The organism is Streptomyces sp. NBC_01288, assembly GCF_035982055.1.
In the GTDB taxonomy this organism is placed as follows: Bacteria; Actinomycetota; Actinomycetes; order Streptomycetales; family Streptomycetaceae; genus Streptomyces.
The window spans coordinates 7,663,903-7,682,695 of record NZ_CP108427.1 but is presented as its reverse complement, the minus strand read 5'-3'; the positions used below and the strand labels follow the sequence as shown (position 1 = coordinate 7,682,695).

The 18,793-nt window shown below is 70.7% G+C and carries 19 protein-coding genes and 1 pseudogene; 5 read left to right on the top strand and 15 right to left on the bottom strand.

Annotation, left to right across the window (positions count from 1 at the left end; all coding sequences use genetic code 11):
• Positions 1-14: 14 nt before the first annotated feature.
• From OG194_RS34670 to OG194_RS34650, 5 genes are all read right to left on the bottom strand, one after another.
• Positions 15-1,130, bottom strand: a complete 1,116-nt coding sequence (locus tag OG194_RS34670; RefSeq protein WP_327404705.1) for a hypothetical protein — start codon at positions 1,128-1,130, stop codon at positions 15-17.
• The gene (locus OG194_RS34665; protein ID WP_327404704.1) at positions 1,127-3,343 is read right to left on the bottom strand and encodes a hypothetical protein; all 2,217 of its coding nucleotides are present in this window, start codon (positions 3,341-3,343) and stop codon (positions 1,127-1,129) included. Before OG194_RS34665 ends, OG194_RS34670 begins: the two co-directional genes overlap by 4 nt.
• The gene (locus OG194_RS34660) at positions 3,340-4,104 is read right to left on the bottom strand and encodes a hypothetical protein (RefSeq protein ID WP_327404703.1); all 765 of its coding nucleotides are present in this window, start codon (positions 4,102-4,104) and stop codon (positions 3,340-3,342) included. The genes OG194_RS34665 and OG194_RS34660 overlap by 4 nt, the downstream gene beginning before the upstream one ends.
• A 105-nt stretch (positions 4,105-4,209) precedes the next feature.
• A complete protein-coding gene (locus OG194_RS34655) occupies positions 4,210-4,908 on the bottom strand; it encodes a Crp/Fnr family transcriptional regulator (protein WP_442811672.1) in 699 nt (232 codons plus the stop codon).
• Between the two features lie 177 nt (positions 4,909-5,085).
• On the bottom strand, positions 5,086-5,700 hold the full coding sequence (locus OG194_RS34650; protein ID WP_327404701.1) for a sulfite oxidase-like oxidoreductase: 615 nt from the start codon (positions 5,698-5,700) through the stop codon (positions 5,086-5,088).
• Positions 5,701-5,858: 158 nt separating this feature from the next.
• Here OG194_RS34650 and bfr point away from each other — a divergent pair, with 158 nt between their 5' ends.
• Positions 5,859-6,335 carry a bacterioferritin gene (gene bfr / locus OG194_RS34645; protein WP_019062355.1) on the top strand — a complete coding sequence of 159 codons (477 nt, stop codon included), beginning with the start codon at positions 5,859-5,861 and terminating at the stop codon, positions 6,333-6,335.
• A gap of 25 nt (positions 6,336-6,360) precedes the next feature.
• On the opposite strand, the gene OG194_RS34640 is transcribed toward bfr, so the two are convergent.
• Together OG194_RS34640 and OG194_RS34635 are read right to left on the bottom strand one after the other, a co-directional pair.
• The gene (locus tag OG194_RS34640) at positions 6,361-6,621 is read right to left on the bottom strand and encodes a (2Fe-2S)-binding protein (protein WP_327404700.1); all 261 of its coding nucleotides are present in this window, start codon (positions 6,619-6,621) and stop codon (positions 6,361-6,363) included.
• A 152-nt stretch (positions 6,622-6,773) separates the two neighbouring features.
• Positions 6,774-8,126 carry a class II 3-deoxy-7-phosphoheptulonate synthase gene (locus tag OG194_RS34635; protein ID WP_327404699.1) on the bottom strand — a complete coding sequence of 451 codons (1,353 nt, stop codon included), beginning with the start codon at positions 8,124-8,126 and terminating at the stop codon, positions 6,774-6,776.
• A gap of 96 nt (positions 8,127-8,222) precedes the next feature.
• On the opposite strand from OG194_RS34635, the gene OG194_RS47730 reads away from it, so the two are divergent.
• Both OG194_RS47730 and OG194_RS34630 read left to right on the top strand, forming a co-directional pair.
• Complete coding sequence (locus OG194_RS47730) at positions 8,223-8,279, top strand: trp operon leader peptide (protein WP_073735655.1); 57 nt, start codon at positions 8,223-8,225, stop codon at positions 8,277-8,279.
• A gap of 96 nt (positions 8,280-8,375) precedes the next feature.
• The gene (locus OG194_RS34630; RefSeq protein WP_327404698.1) at positions 8,376-10,256 is read left to right on the top strand and encodes an anthranilate synthase family protein; all 1,881 of its coding nucleotides are present in this window, start codon (positions 8,376-8,378) and stop codon (positions 10,254-10,256) included.
• Here the strand turns inward: OG194_RS34630 and OG194_RS34625 are convergent.
• The 5 genes and pseudogenes from OG194_RS34625 to OG194_RS34605 all read right to left on the bottom strand — a co-directional run.
• Positions 10,208-10,435 (bottom strand): annotated as a pseudogene (locus tag OG194_RS34625) (2-hydroxyacid dehydrogenase); the annotation flags it as partial. The gene OG194_RS34630 and the pseudogene OG194_RS34625 overlap by 49 nt on opposite strands.
• 360 nt (positions 10,436-10,795) lie before the next feature.
• Entirely contained in the window at positions 10,796-11,824 is a 1,029-nt protein-coding gene (locus tag OG194_RS34620) for a 6-phosphofructokinase (RefSeq protein ID WP_327404697.1), read from the bottom strand.
• A 144-nt stretch (positions 11,825-11,968) separates the two neighbouring features.
• Positions 11,969-12,646: a response regulator transcription factor gene (locus OG194_RS34615; protein WP_327404696.1), complete on the bottom strand. Its 678-nt coding sequence runs from the start codon at positions 12,644-12,646 to the stop codon at positions 11,969-11,971.
• Positions 12,643-13,863 carry a MacS family sensor histidine kinase gene (gene macS / locus OG194_RS34610; RefSeq protein ID WP_327404695.1) on the bottom strand — a complete coding sequence of 407 codons (1,221 nt, stop codon included), beginning with the start codon at positions 13,861-13,863 and terminating at the stop codon, positions 12,643-12,645. The genes OG194_RS34615 and macS overlap by 4 nt, the downstream gene beginning before the upstream one ends.
• 32 nt (positions 13,864-13,895) lie before the next feature.
• The gene (locus OG194_RS34605; protein ID WP_327407314.1) at positions 13,896-14,642 is read right to left on the bottom strand and encodes a lysophospholipid acyltransferase family protein; all 747 of its coding nucleotides are present in this window, start codon (positions 14,640-14,642) and stop codon (positions 13,896-13,898) included.
• A 192-nt stretch (positions 14,643-14,834) separates the two neighbouring features.
• Here OG194_RS34605 and OG194_RS34600 point away from each other — a divergent pair, with 192 nt between their 5' ends.
• Both OG194_RS34600 and OG194_RS34595 read left to right on the top strand, forming a co-directional pair.
• On the top strand, positions 14,835-15,647 hold the full coding sequence (locus OG194_RS34600) for an alpha/beta hydrolase (protein ID WP_033284424.1): 813 nt from the start codon (positions 14,835-14,837) through the stop codon (positions 15,645-15,647).
• Complete coding sequence (locus OG194_RS34595; RefSeq protein WP_327404694.1) at positions 15,640-16,245, top strand: hypothetical protein; 606 nt, start codon at positions 15,640-15,642, stop codon at positions 16,243-16,245. The genes OG194_RS34600 and OG194_RS34595 overlap by 8 nt, the downstream gene beginning before the upstream one ends.
• Here the strand turns inward: OG194_RS34595 and OG194_RS34590 are convergent.
• The 3 genes from OG194_RS34590 to OG194_RS34580 all read right to left on the bottom strand — a co-directional run bounded on the left by OG194_RS34590 (position 16,242) and on the right by OG194_RS34580 (position 18,726).
• Entirely contained in the window at positions 16,242-16,988 is a 747-nt protein-coding gene (locus tag OG194_RS34590) for an endonuclease/exonuclease/phosphatase family protein (protein WP_327404693.1), read from the bottom strand. The genes OG194_RS34595 and OG194_RS34590 overlap by 4 nt on opposite strands.
• Before the next feature lie 112 nt (positions 16,989-17,100).
• Positions 17,101-18,054: an ROK family glucokinase gene (locus OG194_RS34585; protein WP_327404692.1), complete on the bottom strand. Its 954-nt coding sequence runs from the start codon at positions 18,052-18,054 to the stop codon at positions 17,101-17,103.
• Between the two features lie 174 nt (positions 18,055-18,228).
• Positions 18,229-18,726: a DUF5304 domain-containing protein gene (locus OG194_RS34580; protein WP_327404691.1), complete on the bottom strand. Its 498-nt coding sequence runs from the start codon at positions 18,724-18,726 to the stop codon at positions 18,229-18,231.
• Between the last annotated feature and the right edge of the window lie 67 nt (positions 18,727-18,793).

The following is an 18,793-nucleotide window of genomic DNA, read 5'->3' as shown; positions in this document are numbered from 1 at the left end:
GGGCTCCGGGGAGTTCACGTCCGGCCGCCCGACTCGTCCGTGGTGTCCGGCGCGGCGTCCTGCGGCTCGTCGGTGTACGGCTTCGGCGCGGCGGGCGGCACCGGCAGGGCGCCAGCCACGGCCGGCGGCGGCATGAGCGGTGCCGGAGGTACCGGCGGCGCGAGGGGTGTCGGCGGAACGGGCAGCGCGGTCGGGGCGGGCGGTAGTCCGTTCTGGAAGACACCGTGGGCGGCCGTGCGGCTGAAGTCGATGAGCGCCTGTACCTGGTCGTCGATCTGGTGCCGCTGCACCACCCCCTGGTTGATCAGGTTGGTGAGGTAGTCCAGGGCTCCCTGCCGCTGTTCCCTGGCCTGCACCTGGAGCGCGCCCAGGATGTCCTGCGCCCGGGACGGGTCCTGGGCCAGGACGTGGGCGTACTGTTCGGCCTCGCCCGCGGAGATGAGCCCCCGGGCGACCTCCATGTTCGCCTCGATCCGCGCGTTGTTGGCGGCGTCCACGGCCCGCTGGACCTCGCTGTCCGACTGCACCGCCACCATGTTGGCGTGGTGGTCGGAGGCGGCCTGGCCCAGGTCGATGCGGATGAACACCTGGGTGGCCAGGCCCAGTTCGGCCCCGAAGTCGTTCCAGCGGCCGCTCGCCAGCTCGTCCTGGATCGCCTCGTCCGCCTGCTGTGCGGAGTCGAGGTTGTGCCGCCTGCTGATCCCGCGCAGCCGTGCCTCAAGGGGCGGTCGGAGCATCCGCTCCACGTCCACCACCCGCTTCTCGGCGGCCAGATGGAAGTTGTGCACCTCCCAGTTGACGTCGGCGCCCGCCTTGAAGCGTGACTTGTCGCCGTAGCTGGGAAGTTCCAGCTGGAAGGAGACCTGGTGCTGGCCGCGGGCGACCCAGCAGACCGAAGTCGGCTTGCCCATCAGGGGTTTGTTGTGGTGCTCGGCCCCGCGGACCGTGACGACGCTGTGTCCGCCGTTGCGGTAGAAGAGCACGGAGGCGACCTGGCTGCTGCGGTGCCGGTAGGGGCCCGTCGGGGTGAACTCCGTGACGAAGGGGCCTCTGATGTCGTGCGGAAGGACGAACTCCCCCTGGGGGTTCTGGGGCTGCCAGGCCTGTTGGCCCCACATGTTGTTGCTCATGGTGTTCCCGCTCCCTGGACCGCCTCCCACATGCGGCGGACCTGCTGGTCGTCCAACGGATTGTCGGGGTCTTCCGACAGTTCTTTGATCAGTGAAAGCAACCGGTGCCGGTCGTCCGGCCCATGTACGAGCAGCGGCAGGAACCGCTCCAGCGGCTCCGCCCAGACCCGGCCCGCGCAGCCGCGCAGCCAGTCCGCCAGGGTCTCCACGGCCGCCTCGTACGACCGGCCGGTCTGCAACGCGGTCCACAGCAACCCGGCGAGTTCCGGGGCGAGTTCGGGCCGTACGGCGGCCAGCGCCAGCATCAGCGGCCAGTCGCCGTAGCCCTCCAGGTCCGGGTGCTGGTTCCACAGGTCGACCACGGAGAGGCCGGCCAGGTAGATCGCGCTCTGGAGGCCGAGGTCCTGCTGCGGCCGGCGTTCGTCGGAGAGCCAGAGGCGGATCCGCCGGAAGGTCGCCGGGTCGCAGTTCGCGCCGCTGAAGTGGGCGACCTGGGCCGAGGCGACCGTCCTCAGCTTCCCCTCCTCCCAGACGCCGATGCCGCCGAGGAGGTCGAGCGAGTCCCGGACGGTGACGGTGGCCCGGCCCCGGCCGAGGACCGCGGCTGCCGTCCAGCGCAGGTTCTCCTCCCCCTCGCGCGCCCAGACCCCGACCAGGGCCCGGGTCGCGCTGCCGACCTCGGGGGAGGCCACGGCCACGTCGAGCACGTTGGCGGCGAAGACCCGTCGGCGGAGCTGGTCGGCCTGGCCCATGGGCTGCACCAGTTCCTGCACGGTGTGCGAGCAGTCGAGCCGGCACAGCTGTCCGGCCGCGACCGCGGCCCGGACCCAGACCTGGGGACGGCTGTCCTCGCACAGCCCGGACAGCCAACGCAGCACCGGGCCGCGCACATTGTGTCGGTGCTCCCAGAGATGGATGAGGACGGCGGCGGCGAGCGACTCGCCCCGGAACCGGACCGTGCGCACCGGGACGTCCTCGTCGCCGACCTGTTCCACGCCGAGTTCGGCCACGGCCCGGGCGGAGACGAGCCGGGCGTCGACACCGTCACTGAACAGCGGGCGGCCCGGTGTCGACTCCGGGTCCACGGTGACGGCCAGCTCCCAGGCGAGGATCTCCGCGGCCTCGGCGACCGCGCTCAGCGACGCCCCGCCGAGCACCGCCACGGCGATCCGGTACGCCGCGTCCCGCAGCCGCTGCGGAGTCTCGGACCGCGGGCCTCCCACGAACCACTCCGCGGCCTGCGCCTTGGCGAACTCCCGGCATTCGTCGAGGAGTTCGGCATGGGTACGGGATCCGCGCGCGTACTTGGCGACCAGCACCGCGAACCGGGCCGCCTCCCGCGGCCGGAGCTCACCGATGCCGAGCGCCGCGGTCACGTCCGGGGCGGTCGCGGCCGACCGTGCCGTGCTCCGCGTCGGCGGCGGCACGTCCTCCAGTTCGTTCGCGAGGTGCTTCTCCAGTACGTCGGCGGCGGCGGCCGGGGTGTGGAGGTGGTGGTAGCGACCGCCCTGGGTGTACAGGTCGCCGACCTCGGGCACGGCCAGCAGGACGGCGTACGCCTTGCGGTCACCGAGGAGGGCGCACCACCGGTCCAGGCCGGCCTCGCCCGGCAGTCCGGTGGTCGAGGACTCCAGGACGTAGCCGTGCCCCTCGTGGATCTGTTCGGCCTCCAGCTCGTCCAGGTCGGTCTCGGGGTCGAGCCGGGAGACCTTGCCCCGGGCCAGGTCGTCCACCAGGGACAGGGCGGTGTACATCCGGCCGGTCCCGGGCTGTCCGCACAGCAACAGCAGCCGCCGGGAACGGAGTTGCTCCTTGAGTCCGCCGTATCCGTCGGGCTCCTGGAAGACCTGGCGCAGCGTGCGCAGTTCCTCCTCGGGGACCGGGCCCGCGAGCAGCCGGGGTCCCTGCTGCCCGAACAGGTTGACGGCCCCGATGGAACCGCCGCTGATCAGGGTGCTCGACCCCTGCGAGGTGAAGCTGGGTCCGGCCGACCGGTAGACGCGGGACGCCGCCGCGCCGGAGCCCAGCCCCTCCCCCGCCAGCGGGTCGGCGGACGCGCCCCCGATGACGTCCGGCGCCGACTCGGATCCGCCGACGGGCTCGGCCTTCGGCTGCTGGTCCTGCTGGGGGTTCTGGGGCCCGGCGCCCGCGGGCTGCCCTCCGGGGTTCGGCTTCGGGCCGGGTCCGGGGGGCGCCGGGTTCTGCGCGTTCACCGCTCACCGCCCGGGTGTGCGGACCTGCCGATGTTGATCGTCTCGATCCGTTCGCTGTTGATGAACTCCCCGCTGCCGTTGTTGTGGTTGTTGACCACGCGCCCGGGAGCCGCCGCGGGCGGGGCCGACGCGGCCGGCGCGAGGCCGGAGGTGCCCGCCGAGGGCTTCCCGGGTTCGGGCAACGGCGGCTGCGGCAGCCCCGGGACCATGAACCACGCGGTCTGCGGGCCTTCCTTGAGCCTCACCTCGCGGCCGGCGTAGTACTCGGGCTCCACCCAGCGCCCGCCGGGCCGTACGACCTCCTCGTACAGCCGGTCGGAGACCACCGCGACCAGGCCCGCCTGCGGGGCCAGTTCGAGGACGGCCTTCGCCGTGTCGCAGTTGCCGAGGCGGCAGGCCAGGTCGACGGCCCGGCCGGAGCGGCCGTGGGTGTCGGCGGTGACCGGACCGATGTGCATGCCGGCGCGGAGTCTGAGCGGGACCCTGGCCCGGTCGTTGTTCTCGCGCAGGTTCTGGTGGAGATATTCCAGCCATTCACCGACCACCCGCTTGGGCGCCACGGTGGACGTGAGGATGCTGAGAATCCCGTCCCCCCGATCCTCCTGGTACAGGCGCGGCGCCCGGATGCCCGCCTGTTCGAAGGCCGTGCCCGAGACCTCGTAGAGCCTGGCCCGCATGTCCGGTTTCTCCGAGTCGGACAGCAGCCCCGACCCCTGAGCGTCCAGATTCACGATGAAGCCGTACTCGGCTTGCCCCTCCATCACTTTCCCCTCCCTGCCGTTCCGGCGACCCCGGACCCCTGCGATGTTCCCGGGCCCGACGGGTCGCCGCTGTAGCCGTTTACACAGCGCGGCACTTCCGTGTCGTCAGGTGTCCTGCTCCCGGTGCTCCCCGCTCGCCAGCAACCGGAGTGGTTCCAGGTCGGCGACGGCCAGGGTGCCGGGGCCGGTGCGGACCAGGCCCTGCTCGCGCAGCAGTCGCAGTGCCTTGGCCACGGCCTCGCGGGTGGATCCCACGGAGGCGGCCAGTTCGTGCTGGGCGAGGGGCAGTCTGATCGTGACTCCGGTGCCCTCGGGCCGGCCGGTGCGGTCGGCGAGTTCGACCAGTCGCTCCGACAGTCTCTGTAGCACGGTCATGGAGGCCAGGGCCCGGCGCTCGTGGTCGGCACTGCGCAGCCGTTCGCTGAGCTGTCCCACCAACAGGGCGTTGGCGTGCGGCCGTTCGGCGAGGAACCGGCGGAACCGCTCCGCCGGGACGACCAGGCCCGTGACCGGGCCGAGCGCGCTCACCGAGGCGCTGCGCGGCCTGCCGTCGAGGGCCGCCATGTCGCCGACGACCTCGCCGGCCTGACGCAGCCCCAGGATCAGCCGTCCGCCCCGCTCGGTCGTCGACCACACGGTGCACCAGCCGCTGAGCACCACCACGGCGAACGTGGTGCGCTCCCCCTCGCTCATGAGGGGATCCTGCGACGCGTACGGATGTCGGGTGCCGAGCGCGGCAAGGGCCGCGCGATCAGCGGCAGCCAGTCCGCCCATGAAGGTATGGCGCTCGCCGAAAAGCCCCACCGTAGTCCCCCGACCGATATCCCCCGATGGTCGCCAAGCGGAATGCGGCATGGCCCGGTGAACTACGTCCGCCCGTGGCCTCGCCCGCCAAGCGAGGCACTCAGAGTAGCGCTCTCGGCACGGAATGCGCCCCCAGTTACCGGAATGCGACCTTGGCACCACGGCGAGTGAGAGGCATCAGAGTTCCGGGCCGTCCTCGGGCTCCTCCTGATACGAGTACCGCTGCTCTTTCCACGGGTCCCCCACGTTGTGGTAGCCCCGCTCCTCCCAGAACCCCCGCCGGTCCGCCGTCATGTACTCGACGCCCCGGACCCACTTCGGGCCCTTCCAGGCGTACAGGTGGGGGACGACCAGGCGGAGCGGGAAGCCGTGTTCCGCGGTGAGGAGTTCACCGTCCTTGTGGGTGGCGAAGATGGTGCCGTCGGCTGCGAAGTCGGCCAGGCGGAGGTTGGCGCTGAAGCCGTACTCGGCCCAGACCATGACGTGGGTGACGGCCGGGGCCGGCGGGGCGGTGTCCAGGATCGTGCGGGCGGGGATGCCGCCCCATTCGGCGCCGAGCATGCTGAACTTCGTGACGCAGTGCAGATCGGCCACCACCGAGTCGTAGGGCAGGGCCGTGAACTCGTCGTGGTTCCAGCAGTGCTTGTCGCCGTCCGCCGTGGCGCCGAAGACCCTGAACTCCCAGCGCTCAGGGCGGAACTTGGGTACCGGGCCGTAGTGCGTGACCGGCCAGCCGCGCTGGAGCCGCTGGCCCGGTGGAAGCTCGGACTGTTCGACCCCTCTCTGACCCATGACTCCATCCTGACAGACCGGGGGCGGTGCACATGACCGGCTCTGGGCGGATTCGGGCAACTCCTACTAAGCATGCACTTACTGGACGACGTCTTCGCGCCGGTGCAATCATGCGGCGCAACCCGCCAGTTCCCCCGTTTTTGGAAGGAGCCTCTGCGATGCAGGGCGACCCCGAGGTCCTCGAATTCCTGAACGAGCAGCTCACCGGCGAGCTGACCGCGATCAACCAGTACTGGCTGCACTACCGCATCCAGGACAACAACGGCTGGACCAAGCTCGCCAAGTACACGCGTGAAGAGTCCATCGATGAGATGAAGCACGCGGACAAGATCACCGAGCGCATCCTGATGCTCGACGGCCTGCCGAACTACCAGCGGCTGTTCCACGTCCGGGTCGGCCAGACGGTCACCGAGATGTTCCAGGCGGACCGGCAGGTGGAGGTCGAGGCGATCGACCGCCTCAAGCGCGGTATCGAGGTGATGCGCACGAAGGGCGACATCACGTCGGCCAACATCTTCGAGGACATCCTTGAGGACGAGGAGCACCACATCGACTACCTCGACACGCAGCTCCAGCTGATCGAGCAGCTCGGCGAGGCGCTGTACATCGCGCAGCAGATCGAGCAGCCCAGCTAGAGCCAGGCAGAGCCGCTGGAGCCCGCTAGGCAGCGTCTTCCAGATCGGCCATCGCGGCCACTCCGGTCAGCCCGGTGAGTATCGACTCGCCCTGGTCGGCCGCCTCACGGCGCGGGCAGGCGCCCCGGCCCAGCAGGGCCTGGATACGGCGTACGCACGACCCGCAGTCGGTGCCCGCCTTGCAGGCCGACGCTATCTGCCGGGGGGTGCAGGCACCGCCCTCCGCGTGCTTCGCGACCTGCGCCTCGGTCACACCGAAGCAGTTGCAGACGTACACGCGGGTCACCTCCCGGGCGGGATCGAAGGTCGTCGTGCCATCCCGTTAATCGGTGAGGCTAACCTAACCTTACCCGCCATGCAGGAGCCGCAAAAGTGCCGTGGGGCGGGGATCGTATGTGATCCCCGCCCCACGGCACACTGCTGTAACAGGTGAAACGGCTACTGGTCCCTGTACATCTCGGCGACGAGGAAGGCCAGGTCGAGCGACTGGCTGCGGTTGAGGCGCGGGTCGCAGGCCGTCTCGTAGCGCTGGTGCAGGTCGTCGACGAAGATCTCGTCGCCGCCGCCCACGCACTCGGTGACATCGTCACCGGTGAGCTCGACGTGGATGCCGCCCGGGTGGGTGCCGAGGCCCTTGTGGACCTCGAAGAAGCCCTTCACCTCGTCGAGCACGTCGTCGAAGCGCCGGGTCTTGTGACCGGAGGCCGCCTCGTACGTGTTGCCGTGCATCGGGTCGGTGATCCACGCCACGGTCGCGCCGGACGCGGTGACCTTCTCGACCAGCTCGGGCAGCTTGTCGCGGACCTTGTCCGCGCCCATCCGCACGATGAAGGTGAGCCGGCCGGGCTCGCGGTCCGGGTCGAGGCGCTCGATGTACTGCAACGCGTCCTCGGCGGTCGTCGTCGGGCCGAGCTTGATGCCGATCGGGTTGCGGATCTGCGAGGCGAACTCGATGTGCGCGCCGTCCAGTTGACGGGTGCGCTCGCCGATCCACACCATGTGCGCGGAGACGTCGTAGAGCCGGCCGGTGCGGGAGTCGACCCGGGTCAGGGCCGACTCGTAGTCCAGCAGGAGCGCCTCGTGCGAGGAGTAGAACTCGACGGTCTTGAACTCCTCCGGGTCCGTCCCGCAGGCCCGCATGAAGTTCAGCGCGCTGTCGATCTCGCGCGCGAGCTGCTCGTAGCGCTGGCCCGACGGGGACGACTTCACGAAGTCCTGGTTCCAGGCGTGCACCTGGCGCAGGTCGGCGTAACCGCCGGTGGTGAAGGCGCGGACCAGGTTGAGCGTGGAGGCGGACGCGTTGTACATCCGCTTCAGGCGCTCGGGGTCCGGGATGCGGGACTTCTCGTCGAAGTTGAAGCCGTTGACCGAGTCGCCGCGGTACGTCGGCAGGGTCACGCCGTCACGGGTCTCGGTGCCCTTGGAGCGCGGCTTCGAGTACTGGCCGGCGATGCGGCCGACCTTCACGACCGGCACGGAGGCGGCGTACGTGAGGACGGCGCCCATCTGGAGCAGGGTCTTCAGCTTGTTGCGGATCTGGTCGGCGGACACCGCGTCGAAGGCCTCGGCGCAGTCGCCGCCCTGGAGGAGGAACGCCTCTCCCTTGGCGACGGCCGCCAACCGGGCGCGCAGCTGGTCGCACTCGCCCGCGAAGACGAGCGGCGGATACGACTCGAGGTCCGCGATCACTGCGCGCAGAGCCTCGGTGTCGGGGTACTCGGGCTGCTGCGCCGCGGGCAGGTCTCGCCAGGTGTTGCCAGCGCTGGCGCTGGTCTTAGCGTTCACGGTCACGCCCTCAACATTACGGGGTCGTGTCGAGCAATTTTCGCGCGGCTCGACAGGTGAGACACCCTCACGCTCAGGTGCGCGTGGGGTAGGGTGCCGCCCATGTTCGCGCATTCGACCCGTAACTGGTGGTGGACCGCTCATCCGGCGGCCCACTGACTGCGCGTACTCCCAGTACTCCGCGAAGGCCGCCCGAGGGGCGGCCTTCGGTGTGTCCGGGGTCCGTTCCTCTCCACGAGAAGGAACCAAGGACCCATGCATCTGGACGACCTGCTCCGCGATCCCCGCCCGTTCGCCCTGCTGCGCCGTCGCACCCCGGGCCACGACCACGACGTGATCGAGGTCATGCTCGGCCCGGTCGCCTCCTACGACCGCCTCGCCGACCTCCCGGCCGAGGGCCTGGCCCTGATCCCCTTCCGCCAGATCCGCGAGCGCGGCTTCGACGTCCGCGACGACGGCACGCCGCTGTCCTTCCTCACGCCCGAGGAGTCGTACGAGATCCCGCTCGCCGACGCGCTGGCACAGCTGCCCGCGCACGACGTACGGGTCGAGGGCGGCGGCTTCGACGTCGACGACGAGGCCTACGGCGAGATCGTCGGGCGGGTGCTGCGGGAGGAGATCGGGCGGGGCGAGGGCGCCAACTTCGTCATCCGGCGGACGTACGAGGGCGAGATCCCGGGGTACGGCAGGGCCGACGCACTGGCGTTGTTCCGGCGGCTGCTGGTCGGGGAGCGGGGCGCGTACTGGACGTTCGTCGTGCACACGGGCGAGCGGACGCTGGTCGGGGCCAGCCCCGAGGTCCACGTCCGGATGTCCGGCGGGACCGTGGTCATGAACCCGATCAGCGGGACGTACCGCTATCCGGCCGAGGGGCCGACGCCCGAGCATCTGCTCTCCTTCCTCGCCGACGGCAAGGAGATCGAGGAGCTGTCGATGGTCGTCGACGAGGAGCTCAAGATGATGTGCACCGTCGGCGACATGGGCGGGGTCGTGATCGGGCCGCGGCTGAAGGAGATGGCCCATCTCGCGCACACCGAGTACGAGTTGAGGGGCCGGTCCTCGCTGGACGTGCGCGAGGTCCTGAAGGAGACGATGTTCGCGGCGACGGTCACCGGCTCGCCGGTGCAGAACGCCTGCCGGGTCATCGAGCGGCACGAGGTCGGCGGGCGCGGCTACTACGCCGGTGCGCTGGCCCTGCTCGGCCGCGACTCCGGCGGCGCCCAGACCCTCGACTCCCCCATCCTCATCCGCACCGCCGACATCGACGAGGCCGGGCGGCTGCGGGTGCCGGTCGGCGCCACCCTGGTCCGCGGTTCGGACCCGGCGAGCGAGGTCGCGGAGACCCATGCGAAGGCGGCGGGGGTCCTGGCGGCGCTCGGCGTACGACCGTCCCGGCCGCGGAACGAGGACACCCGCCCCCGGCTGGCCGACGACCCACGCGTGCGTGCCGCGCTCGACGGCCGCCGCACCTCGTTGGCCCCCTTCTGGCTGCGGATGCAGGAGCGGTCCGAGGAGCTGACCGGGCACGCGCTGGTCGTCGACGGGGAGGACACCTTCACGGCGATGCTCGCGCATGTGCTGCGGTCGAGCGGCCTCGATGTGACCGTGCGGCGGTACGACGAGGAGGGGCTGCGGGAGGCGGTGCTCGCGCACGAGGGGCCCGTGGTGCTGGGCCCCGGTCCGGGCGACCCCTCCGACACGGCCGACCCGAAGATGCGGTTCCTGCGGGCGCTGACCGCCGAGGTACTCCGGGAGAACCGGCACGGCGTCCTCGGCGTGTGCCTCGGACACGAGCTGATCGCGGCGGAGCTGGGCCTGGAGATCGTACGGAAGGAGGTTCCGTACCAGGGGGCGCAGACGGCGATCGATCTGTTCGGGCGGGCGGAGACCGTCGGCTTCTACAACAGCTTCGTGGCGCGGTGTGACGACGAGGCCGCCGCTGAACTGGCCGCCCATGATGTGGAGTTGAGCCGGAGCGGGGCGGGCGAGGTGCATGCGCTGCGCGGGCCCGGGTTCGCCGGGGTCCAGTTCCACCCGGAGTCGGTGCTGACGCTCAACGGGGCTGCTGTCGTACGGGAGTTGGTGGGTCAGTTGCGCGGGACGAGCACGTTCTCGGAGCGGCGGCCGGCCGTGTAGTCGAGGACGTTTTGGACGGTGGCGTCGATGATCTGGGTGACGGCGTCCTCGGTGTAGTACGCCTGGTGGGAGGTGACCAGGACGTTCGGGAAGGTGACCAGGCGGGCCAGGGTGTCGTCGTCGACGGCCTCCAGGGACTTGTCGAGGAAGAACAGGCCCGCCTCCGCCTCGTAGACGTCCCACCGGAGCAGCCAGACCGGGCCGTTCCACCGGGCGCCGCGGGCGCCGCCGCCGCTGCGGGCGGTCCAGCCGGATCCGACCCTCCAGCCCCTTCCACCGGACCAGCGGGTTCGGACCGTTCCGCCGGGCGCCGCGAGCGGTTCAGCCGGATCCGGCCCCTTCAACTCCTTCCACCGGAGCAGCCGGTTCCGGCCGTTCCACCGGGCGCCGCGAGCGGTTCAGGCGGGTCCGACCCTCAGCCCCTTCCACCGGACCAGCCGGACCGGCCCGTTTCGCCAGAACAGCCGGTCCGGCCCGTTCGGTCGGATCAGCCGGTCAGCCGGAGCTGGTCTTTCGCCGGATCCGCCCGTCCCATCGGCTCAGCCGAAGAACACCCCGACCTCCTCGTACAGCTTCGGGTCGACCGTCTTCAGTTGGGCCGTCGCCTCCGCGATCGGTACGCGGACGATGTCCGTGCCGCGCAGGGCGACCATCTTGCCGAAGTCGCCGTCGCGGACGGCTTCGATGGCGTGCAGGCCGAAACGGGTGGCGAGCCAGCGGTCGAAGGCGCTGGGTGTGCCGCCGCGCTGGACGTGGCCGAGGACAGTGGTGCGGGCCTCCTTGCCGGTGCGCTTCTCCAACTCCTTGGCCAGCCACTCGCCCACCCCGGACAGCCGGACGTGTCCGAAGGAGTCGAGGGTGCCGTCCTTGAGGACCACGTCGCCGTCCTTCGGCATGGCCCCCTCCGCGACGACCACGATCGGGGCGTACGACGCCTTGAAGCGGGACGTGATCCAGGCGCACACCTGGTCGACGTCGAAGCGCTGCTCGGGGATGAGGATGACGTTCGCGCCGCCCGCGAGGCCGGAGTGGATGGCGATCCAGCCGGTGTGCCGGCCCATCACCTCGCAGACCAGGATGCGCATGTGCGACTCGGCGGTGGTGTGCAGCCGGTCGATCGCCTCGGTGGCGATACCGACGGCGGTGTCGAAGCCGAAGGTGTAGTCGGTGGCGGACAGGTCGTTGTCGATGGTCTTCGGTACGCCGACACAGGGCACCCCGCTCTCGTCCCAGAGCCGCGCGGCCACCCCCAGCGTGTCCTCGCCGCCGATCACGATGAGCGCGTCGACCTCCTGCGCGGCGAGGTTGGCCTTGATGCGGCTGATGCCGTTCTCCAGCTTCAGCGGGTTGGTGCGGGAGGAGCCGAGGATGGTGCCGCCGCGGGGCAGGATGCCGCGCACCGCGGGGATGTCGAGCCGGACGGTGTCGCCTTCGAGCGGGCCTCGCCAGCCGTCCCGGTAGCCGACGAAGCTGTAGCCGTACTCCTGTACGCCCTTGCGGACGATGCCCCGGATGACGGCGTTGAGTCCGGGGCAGTCGCCGCCTCCGGTCAGTACTCCGACGCGCATGGAAATATCCCTTCGCCGCGGTTTCCTGTGAGAGCCACGCTAATGGTGATCCAGGTCACAGAGGGATGGGCGGGAAGGTCAATTCCGATGTCAGTTCCGAGATCAACTCCACTGAATTGTCGGGGAGTTGATCAACCGGGCCGGCTACGCGTCGTCGAGACCGCGCTCTATCGCGTACCGGACCAGCTCCACCCGGTTGTGCAACTGGAGCTTGCCGAGGGTGTTCTGGACATGGTTCTGGACCGTGCGGTGCGAGATGACCAGGCGTTCGGCGATCTGCTTGTAGCTCAGGCCCTTGGCGACCAGGCGGAGCACTTCGGTCTCGCGGTCGGTGAGTTGGGGTGCCTTGGGCCGGTCGCCGTCCGTGGCCGGTGCCGGGTCGGAGGCCAGACGGCGGTACTCGCCGAGGACCAGTCCGGCGAGCCCGGGTGTGAACACCGGGTCGCCGACCGCCGTTCGCCGCACCGCGTCCAACAGCTCTTCCGTGGAAGCCGACTTGAGCAGATAGCCGGTCGCGCCGGACTTCACCGCCTCCAGGACGTCCGCGTGCTCGCCGCTCGCGGAGAGGACCAGGACGCGCAACGCCGGGTTGGCGCCCACCAGTTCCTTGCAGACCTGGACGCCGGGCATCGCCGGCAGGTTCAGGTCGAGGACGAGGACGTCGGGGGCGGCGGCCTTGGCCCGGCGCACCGCCTGCTCGCCGTCTCCGGCGGTGGCGACCACGTCGAAGCCGGACTCGGCCAGGTCGCGGGCGACGGCGTCGCGCCACATCGGGTGGTCGTCGACCACCATGACCCTGATCGGGCCCTGCTGCTCACTCATCGTGTCCCCGCCTTCCCCCGTGCTTTCGGTACCTTCAACTCAACTTCCGTGCCCTGCCCGGGAATCGACACCAGTTCGGCACTGCCCCCGAGGTCCCGCAACCGCCCCCGGATCGACAGGGCGACGCCGAGCCGCCCCTCCCCCTCGGCCTGCGCGAGCCGCCCCTCGGGAATCCCGGGCCCGTCGTCCCGTACGGTCACCACGACCTCCCGGGTTTCGTCCTCGACCAGGATCCACGCCCGCGCGTCCTCCCCGGCATGCCGGCGCACATTGTCCAGGGCGGCCCCGACAGCGGCGGCCAGCTCCTTCGCCGCGGGCGCGGGCAACGGCACCGGAGCCCCCGGCTCGGCGAAACTCACCTTGGCCGCGGCATAGGGCGCGAGCAGCCCCCGCAGATCGACCGGCCCGTCGTCGGGTTCCTCGACTTCCACTTCCACGGCCCTCACGACCGCGCCCTCCGCCGCGTCCAGCGACACCCGGGACACGGGCACCAGCGCGCCGGAGACCAGGGTGCGCAGCGCGATCTCCTGCTCGCCCGCCATCCGGCCCAGCTCACTCGCCTCGCCGCCGAGCACGGCACCGCGCCGCTGCACCATCGCCAGCACCTGGAGGACACCGTCGTGGATGTCGCGGGCGAGGCGCTCCCGTTCCCGGGTGGTGGCCTCGATCTCCAGGGCGCGGGCGAGGGTGCGCTCGGAGGCGCGGGCGACCTCCACGACGTAGCCGATGGCGATGGAGGCGACCCAGACGAGGACCACGTTGTGGACGGTGTCGCGGGCCGGGGAGCCGCGCTCGATCAGGTTGGCGACGGCGACCGGGGTGGAGGCGAACGCGGCCCAGCGCCAGCCGCCCTTGATGGCGAACGCGAGGACCGAGCCGGCGGTCCATATCGACGGCAGGGTGGGACCGCCGCTGGAGATGTGGTGGTCGTCGGCCGCGAGCGGGGTGAGGACGATGCCGGTCAGCGCGATCGCGAGGTCGACGGCGAGGAAGCGCTTGGTGCAGGCGACCGCGCTCTGCACCCGGGGCAGGGTGGCGAGCGTCCAGACGAACAGGACGACGTAGAAGGCGATGGCGATGCCGGGTCGGTCGAACTCGTCGTAGGCGGAGGCGAAGAGCCCGATCGCGTACAGCATGGTCAGCACGCGGTAGCCGCTCAGGGCGCGCCAGAGCGGCTGCTCCACGGACATCCTGACGACACGTACCTGCTTGGCCATCTCCCCCACCCCCGACACAGACTCCGGCCCGCCTATGGGCTGGTCTGTTCCTTCTCCGCTTGTGCGAGCGCGGCCTTGGCCGCCTTGTCCGCTTCCTTGTCGACCTTCGCCGCCTCCGCGATCTGCCGCTTGGCGGCGGTCGCGTAGATGTCGACGTACTCCTGGCCGGAGAGCTTCATGATCTCGTACATGACCTCGTCGGTCACCGCGCGGAGGACGAAACGGTCGTGCTCCATGCCGTTGTACCGGCTGAAGTCGAGCGGCTTGCCGATCCGGATGCCGGGCCTCATCAGCTTCGGCATGACCTTGCCAGGCGGCTGGATCTTCTCCGTGTCGATCATCGCGACCGGGATCACCGGGGCGCCGCTGGCGAGCGCCACGCGCGCGAGGCCGCCGGGCTTGCCCCGGTAGAGCCTGCCGTCCGGGGAGCGCGTGCCCTCCGGATAGATACCGAACAGTTCACCGCGCTCCAGGACGTCGATCCCGGCCTTGATCGCGGCCTCGCCCGCCCCGCGCGCACCGGAGCGGTCCACCGGAAGCTGGCCGGCGCCCTTGAAGAACGCGGCCGTCAGCTTGCCCTTCACCCCGGGGGTCGTGAAGTACTCGGCCTTCGCGATGAAGGTCACCTTGCGGTCCAGGACCGCGGGCAGGAAGAACGAGTCCGAGAACGAGAGGTGATTGCTCGCCAGAATGGCGGCGCCGTCGTCCGGAATGTTCTCCAGGCCCTCCACCCAGGGTCGGAAGGCGACCTTCAGCGGTCCCCCGATGGCGACCTTCATCGTGCCGTACAACAACCGAGTGCCTCCCGTTTCCGTCGATCAGACCTTAACCCGGAGCACTGTCAAAGGACCCGACGACCCTGGTCGGTGTCAGTGCGGTCGCGTACGGTTAACCGCACCTGGACTTGTTCAGACCCCTCTCATGAACACGCGTCTCACCACCACGCCCTTCTCATGAACAGGAGACCGAAGGTGCCGGTCCTCCCCGGAGCCGAGCCGTACCGCCACGAGGGCGGGGAGGTCGGAGTGCTCCTCTGCCACGGCTTCACCGGTTCCCCGCAGTCGCTGCGCCCCTGGGCGGAGCACCTGGCCGAGCGCGGCCTCACCGTGTCGCTGCCGCTGCTGCCCGGGCACGGCACGCGCTGGGAGGACATGCAGCTCACCGGCTGGCAGGACTGGTACGCGGAGGTGGATCGCGAGCTGCGCGCCCTGCGCGAGCGCTGCTCGCAGGTCTTCGTCGCGGGCCTGTCCATGGGCGGCGCGCTGGCCCTGCGGCTGGCCGCGAAGCACGGTGACGAGATCAGCGGTGTCGTGGTCGTCAACCCCGGTATCAAGGTGCACGGCCTCGCGGCGTACGCCCTTCCGGTGGCCCGCCATCTGGTGCGTACGGCGCCGGGCATCGCCAGCGACATCGCGAAGGAGGGCAGCGAGGAGGTCGGGTACGACAAGGTGCCGCTGCACTCCGCGCACTCCCTGCGTATTTTCTTCCGGCTGGTCGACAGCGAACTCCCGCAGGTCACCCAGCCGCTCCTGCTGCTGCACAGCCCCCAGGACCATGTGGTTCCGCCGGCCGACTCGGCTCGTGTCCTCAGCCGGGTTTCCTCGGCCGACGTGACGGAGATCCTGCTGGAACAGAGCTACCACGTCGCGACGTTGGACCACGACGCGGACCGGATTTTCGAGGAGAGCTTCGCGTTCATCGGCCGGCTCGCACCCAGTGTCGGCAAGCAGGCGTCCGACACGGGCCGGGTGAGCGAGCAGGAAGGGACGGCCACAGGTGGCTGAGCACGACTCCGACCGCGAGGGCCTCGAACCGGACGAGCAGGGCGTCCCGTTCGACGAGGAGGCCGCGTGGGCCGCGATCGTCGCCGGGTACGGCGACGAGCCCAAGGATCCGCCGGGCGCCAAGCCGTTCAAGTCGATCGAGGATCTCGCGCTGCTCGATCCCGAGAAGAACGACGAGCAGCCGAAGGCCAAGGAGCAGGACAAAGGCACCGCCAAGGACAAAGCCGCGGAGGAGCCGCCGGCGCCCGCGAAGCCGTTGGGCAGTTCGGTCTCCTTCGCGCCCGGTGTCGGCGGTCCCCGTGACTTCACCTCGCCGGACTCCTCCGAGGAGGACTTCGACGAGGACGACGAGGGCCACTTCGTACCGCCGGAGCCGCCACCACTGCCGGACGCCGACACGACCGCCAAGTTCGCCTGGCTCGGGGTGATCGGCGGCCCGATCCTGCTGCTGCTCGCGGTGCTGCTCGGCTGGGAGATGACCTGGTGGCTGGCGACCATCGGGATCGGTGGATTCCTGGGCGGATTCGGCACGTTGGTGATGCGGATGCGGACGGACGAGGAGGACGGGGACGATCCCGGACGCGGGGCCGTCGTCTAGCTCGCGGGGATCCTGAGGGCGGCCAGGACCGGGAAGTGGTCCGTGGCCGCCCTCAAGTCCGTCTCCGTGACTCCTGGTTGGGCCGAGGGCACCCCGCAGCCCAGCACCTCGATGCCCTGCGTCGCGAAGATCGCGTCGATGCGCTGGAAGGGGTTGCCGGGGGTCCAGGTGTTCTCGTCGCCCCAGGGGGCGGTGGCCCAGCAGTCCTGGAGTTCCTTGGCCAGGCGGCCGAAAGTCCGGCCGTCGGGGCGGTCGTTGAGGTCGCCGCCCGCGATCACGTGGTCCACGCCCATGCCGGCCAGCCGGTCGAGCAGCATGCCGCCCTGTTCGTAGCGTTCGTCCTGGCGGAGGCTGAGGTGACAGCTGAGGACTCCCAGGCGGGCGCCGCCGAACCGTACGACCGCGGTGGCGAAGCCGCGTCGGAACTGGCCCGGGGTCAGTGGCAGGAGTACGTCCTCCGTGCGCTCGACCGTTGCCCGGAGTGAGCACAACAGCGCCGGGCCGGCTGCGGTGCCTCCGCCGGAGAGGACCACCAGGCCGGAGGCGGAGGCGAGGCGGGCCAGCTTCTTGCGCCAGCGGAAGAAGAGGGGGGCCTCTTGGATCAGGACGAGGTCGGGGGCGCAGGCCCTGATGACGCGGGCCAGGGCGTCTGTGTCGTCGCGCATCGAGCGGATGTTGTAGCTCAGGACGCGGATGATCGCCGAACCGTCGGGGTCTGTGCGGGAGTTGGGGAGCGGCACCATGTGGATCAATCTACGCCGAACAGCTCGGGGCGCGAGGTACGTGGGCGACTGCCAGTGGTACGTGGCTGATCGCGCAGTTCCCCGCGCCCCTAAAAGCAAAAGGCGGGGTGGGTTACATAATCGGGTCCGGCTCCCTCGCCAGGTCCGCCGCGCCCACCATGCCCGCCTTGTTGCCCAGCTGGGCCGCGATCACGTCGGCGACCGGGCGCCAGTTGCCGCCCACCAGCCAGCGTTTGTAGGACTTGCGGATGGGGTCGAGGACCAGCTCGCCCTCGTCGGAGAGGCCGCCGCCGACGATGAAGGCGGAGGGGTCGAAGAGGGAGGCGAGGTCGGCGAGGCCGGCGCCGGCCCAGCGGGCCAGTTCGCGGTAGGAGTCGACGGCGACCGGGTCGCCCTGCCGGGCGGCCATGGAGATGTGCTTGCCCTCGATGCCGTCGGGGGTGCCGTCGCCGAGCGAGAGGAGCACCTCCGCGGACTCGGGGGTGGCGTTCGCGCGCTGCTTGGCGTAGCGCACGAGCGCGCGGCCCGACGCGTACTGCTCCCAGCAGCCCTGTGAGCCGCAGCCGCACAGCAGGCCGTCCGGCACCATGCGGATGTGGCCGAACTCGGCGGCCACCCCGAAGTGTCCGCGGCGCAGCTTGTTGCCGATGATGATGCCGCCGCCGAGGCCGGTGCCGAGCGTGATGCAGATGACGTTGCGGTGGCCCTTGCCGGCGCCGAACTTGTACTCGCCCCAGGCCGCGGCGTTCGCGTCGTTCTCCACGACGACGGGGAGGCCCACGCGGGCCTCGACCTTCTCCTTCAGCGGTTCCTGGCGCCAGTCGATGTTCGGCGCGAAGTAGACCGTGGAGCGCTGACGGTTGACGTATCCGGCGGCACCGATGCCCACGCCGACGATCTCGTGCCCGGCGCGCGCTCCGTCGACCGCGGCGGCGATGGCGTCCACGATGCCCTCGGGCGTACCCGGGGTCGGCACCTTGTGGGTCGAGAGGATGTTGCCTTCCTCGTCGACCACCCCGGCCGCGATCTTGGTGCCGCCGATATCGACGCCGATGGTGAGTCCCATGAATCCCTCAGTTTCGGTCGAGCCCCGCTACGGCCCACCGTACCCGAGGGCCTGCCGTCGGAATCGCGGCGTTCGCCCGCTGGGCGGGCCCTGCGGGCTCTGGTGGCGGTGAGGGAGGTGCGCACCAGAGCCCGCCGGGCGGACGCGAATCCGACGGCGGGCCCTCAGGGACTTCTAGTCCAGGTCGATGCGCTCCCCGGGACCGGAGTCGTCTCCCCGGTCGCGGCGGTCGTCCTTCAGGTCCTTCAGCTCGCTGTCGCGGGCCGTCCAGCGCTGCTCCTGGGCCTGGACCGCGGAGCGGTACGCGGCGAGGAGTTCGCTGCCGGCCGCCGCGAGGTGGTCGAAGACGTCCGGGTTGCGTTCGATGACGGGCTCGACGGCGGCCTTGGCCTGCTGGACGACCTGCTTCACCACCTGCTGGGCGGCCGGTCCCGCGACCTGGCCGAGCAGCGGGGACTGGAGGCCGGACAGCTTGTCCGCGACGGTGTCGACGAGCTTGCGCAGTTCCTCGGCGGCCGAGCCCGGGGGCTGACCGTACTGGGTGCGGCGGCGGGCCTTCTCCGCCGCGAGGTCTTCGGCGGCCGCCGTCGCCCAGGCGTCGGCGTCGGTCGCCCGTACCTCGTCGAGCGCCTCGTCCTTGCGGGCGTCGGACGGGGGGAGCTCTTCGCTCATGACGGACTCCTGACTACGGTTCGTCTCTACGACGTTACCCGAATGGGCGTACGTGCTTCACGGCTCC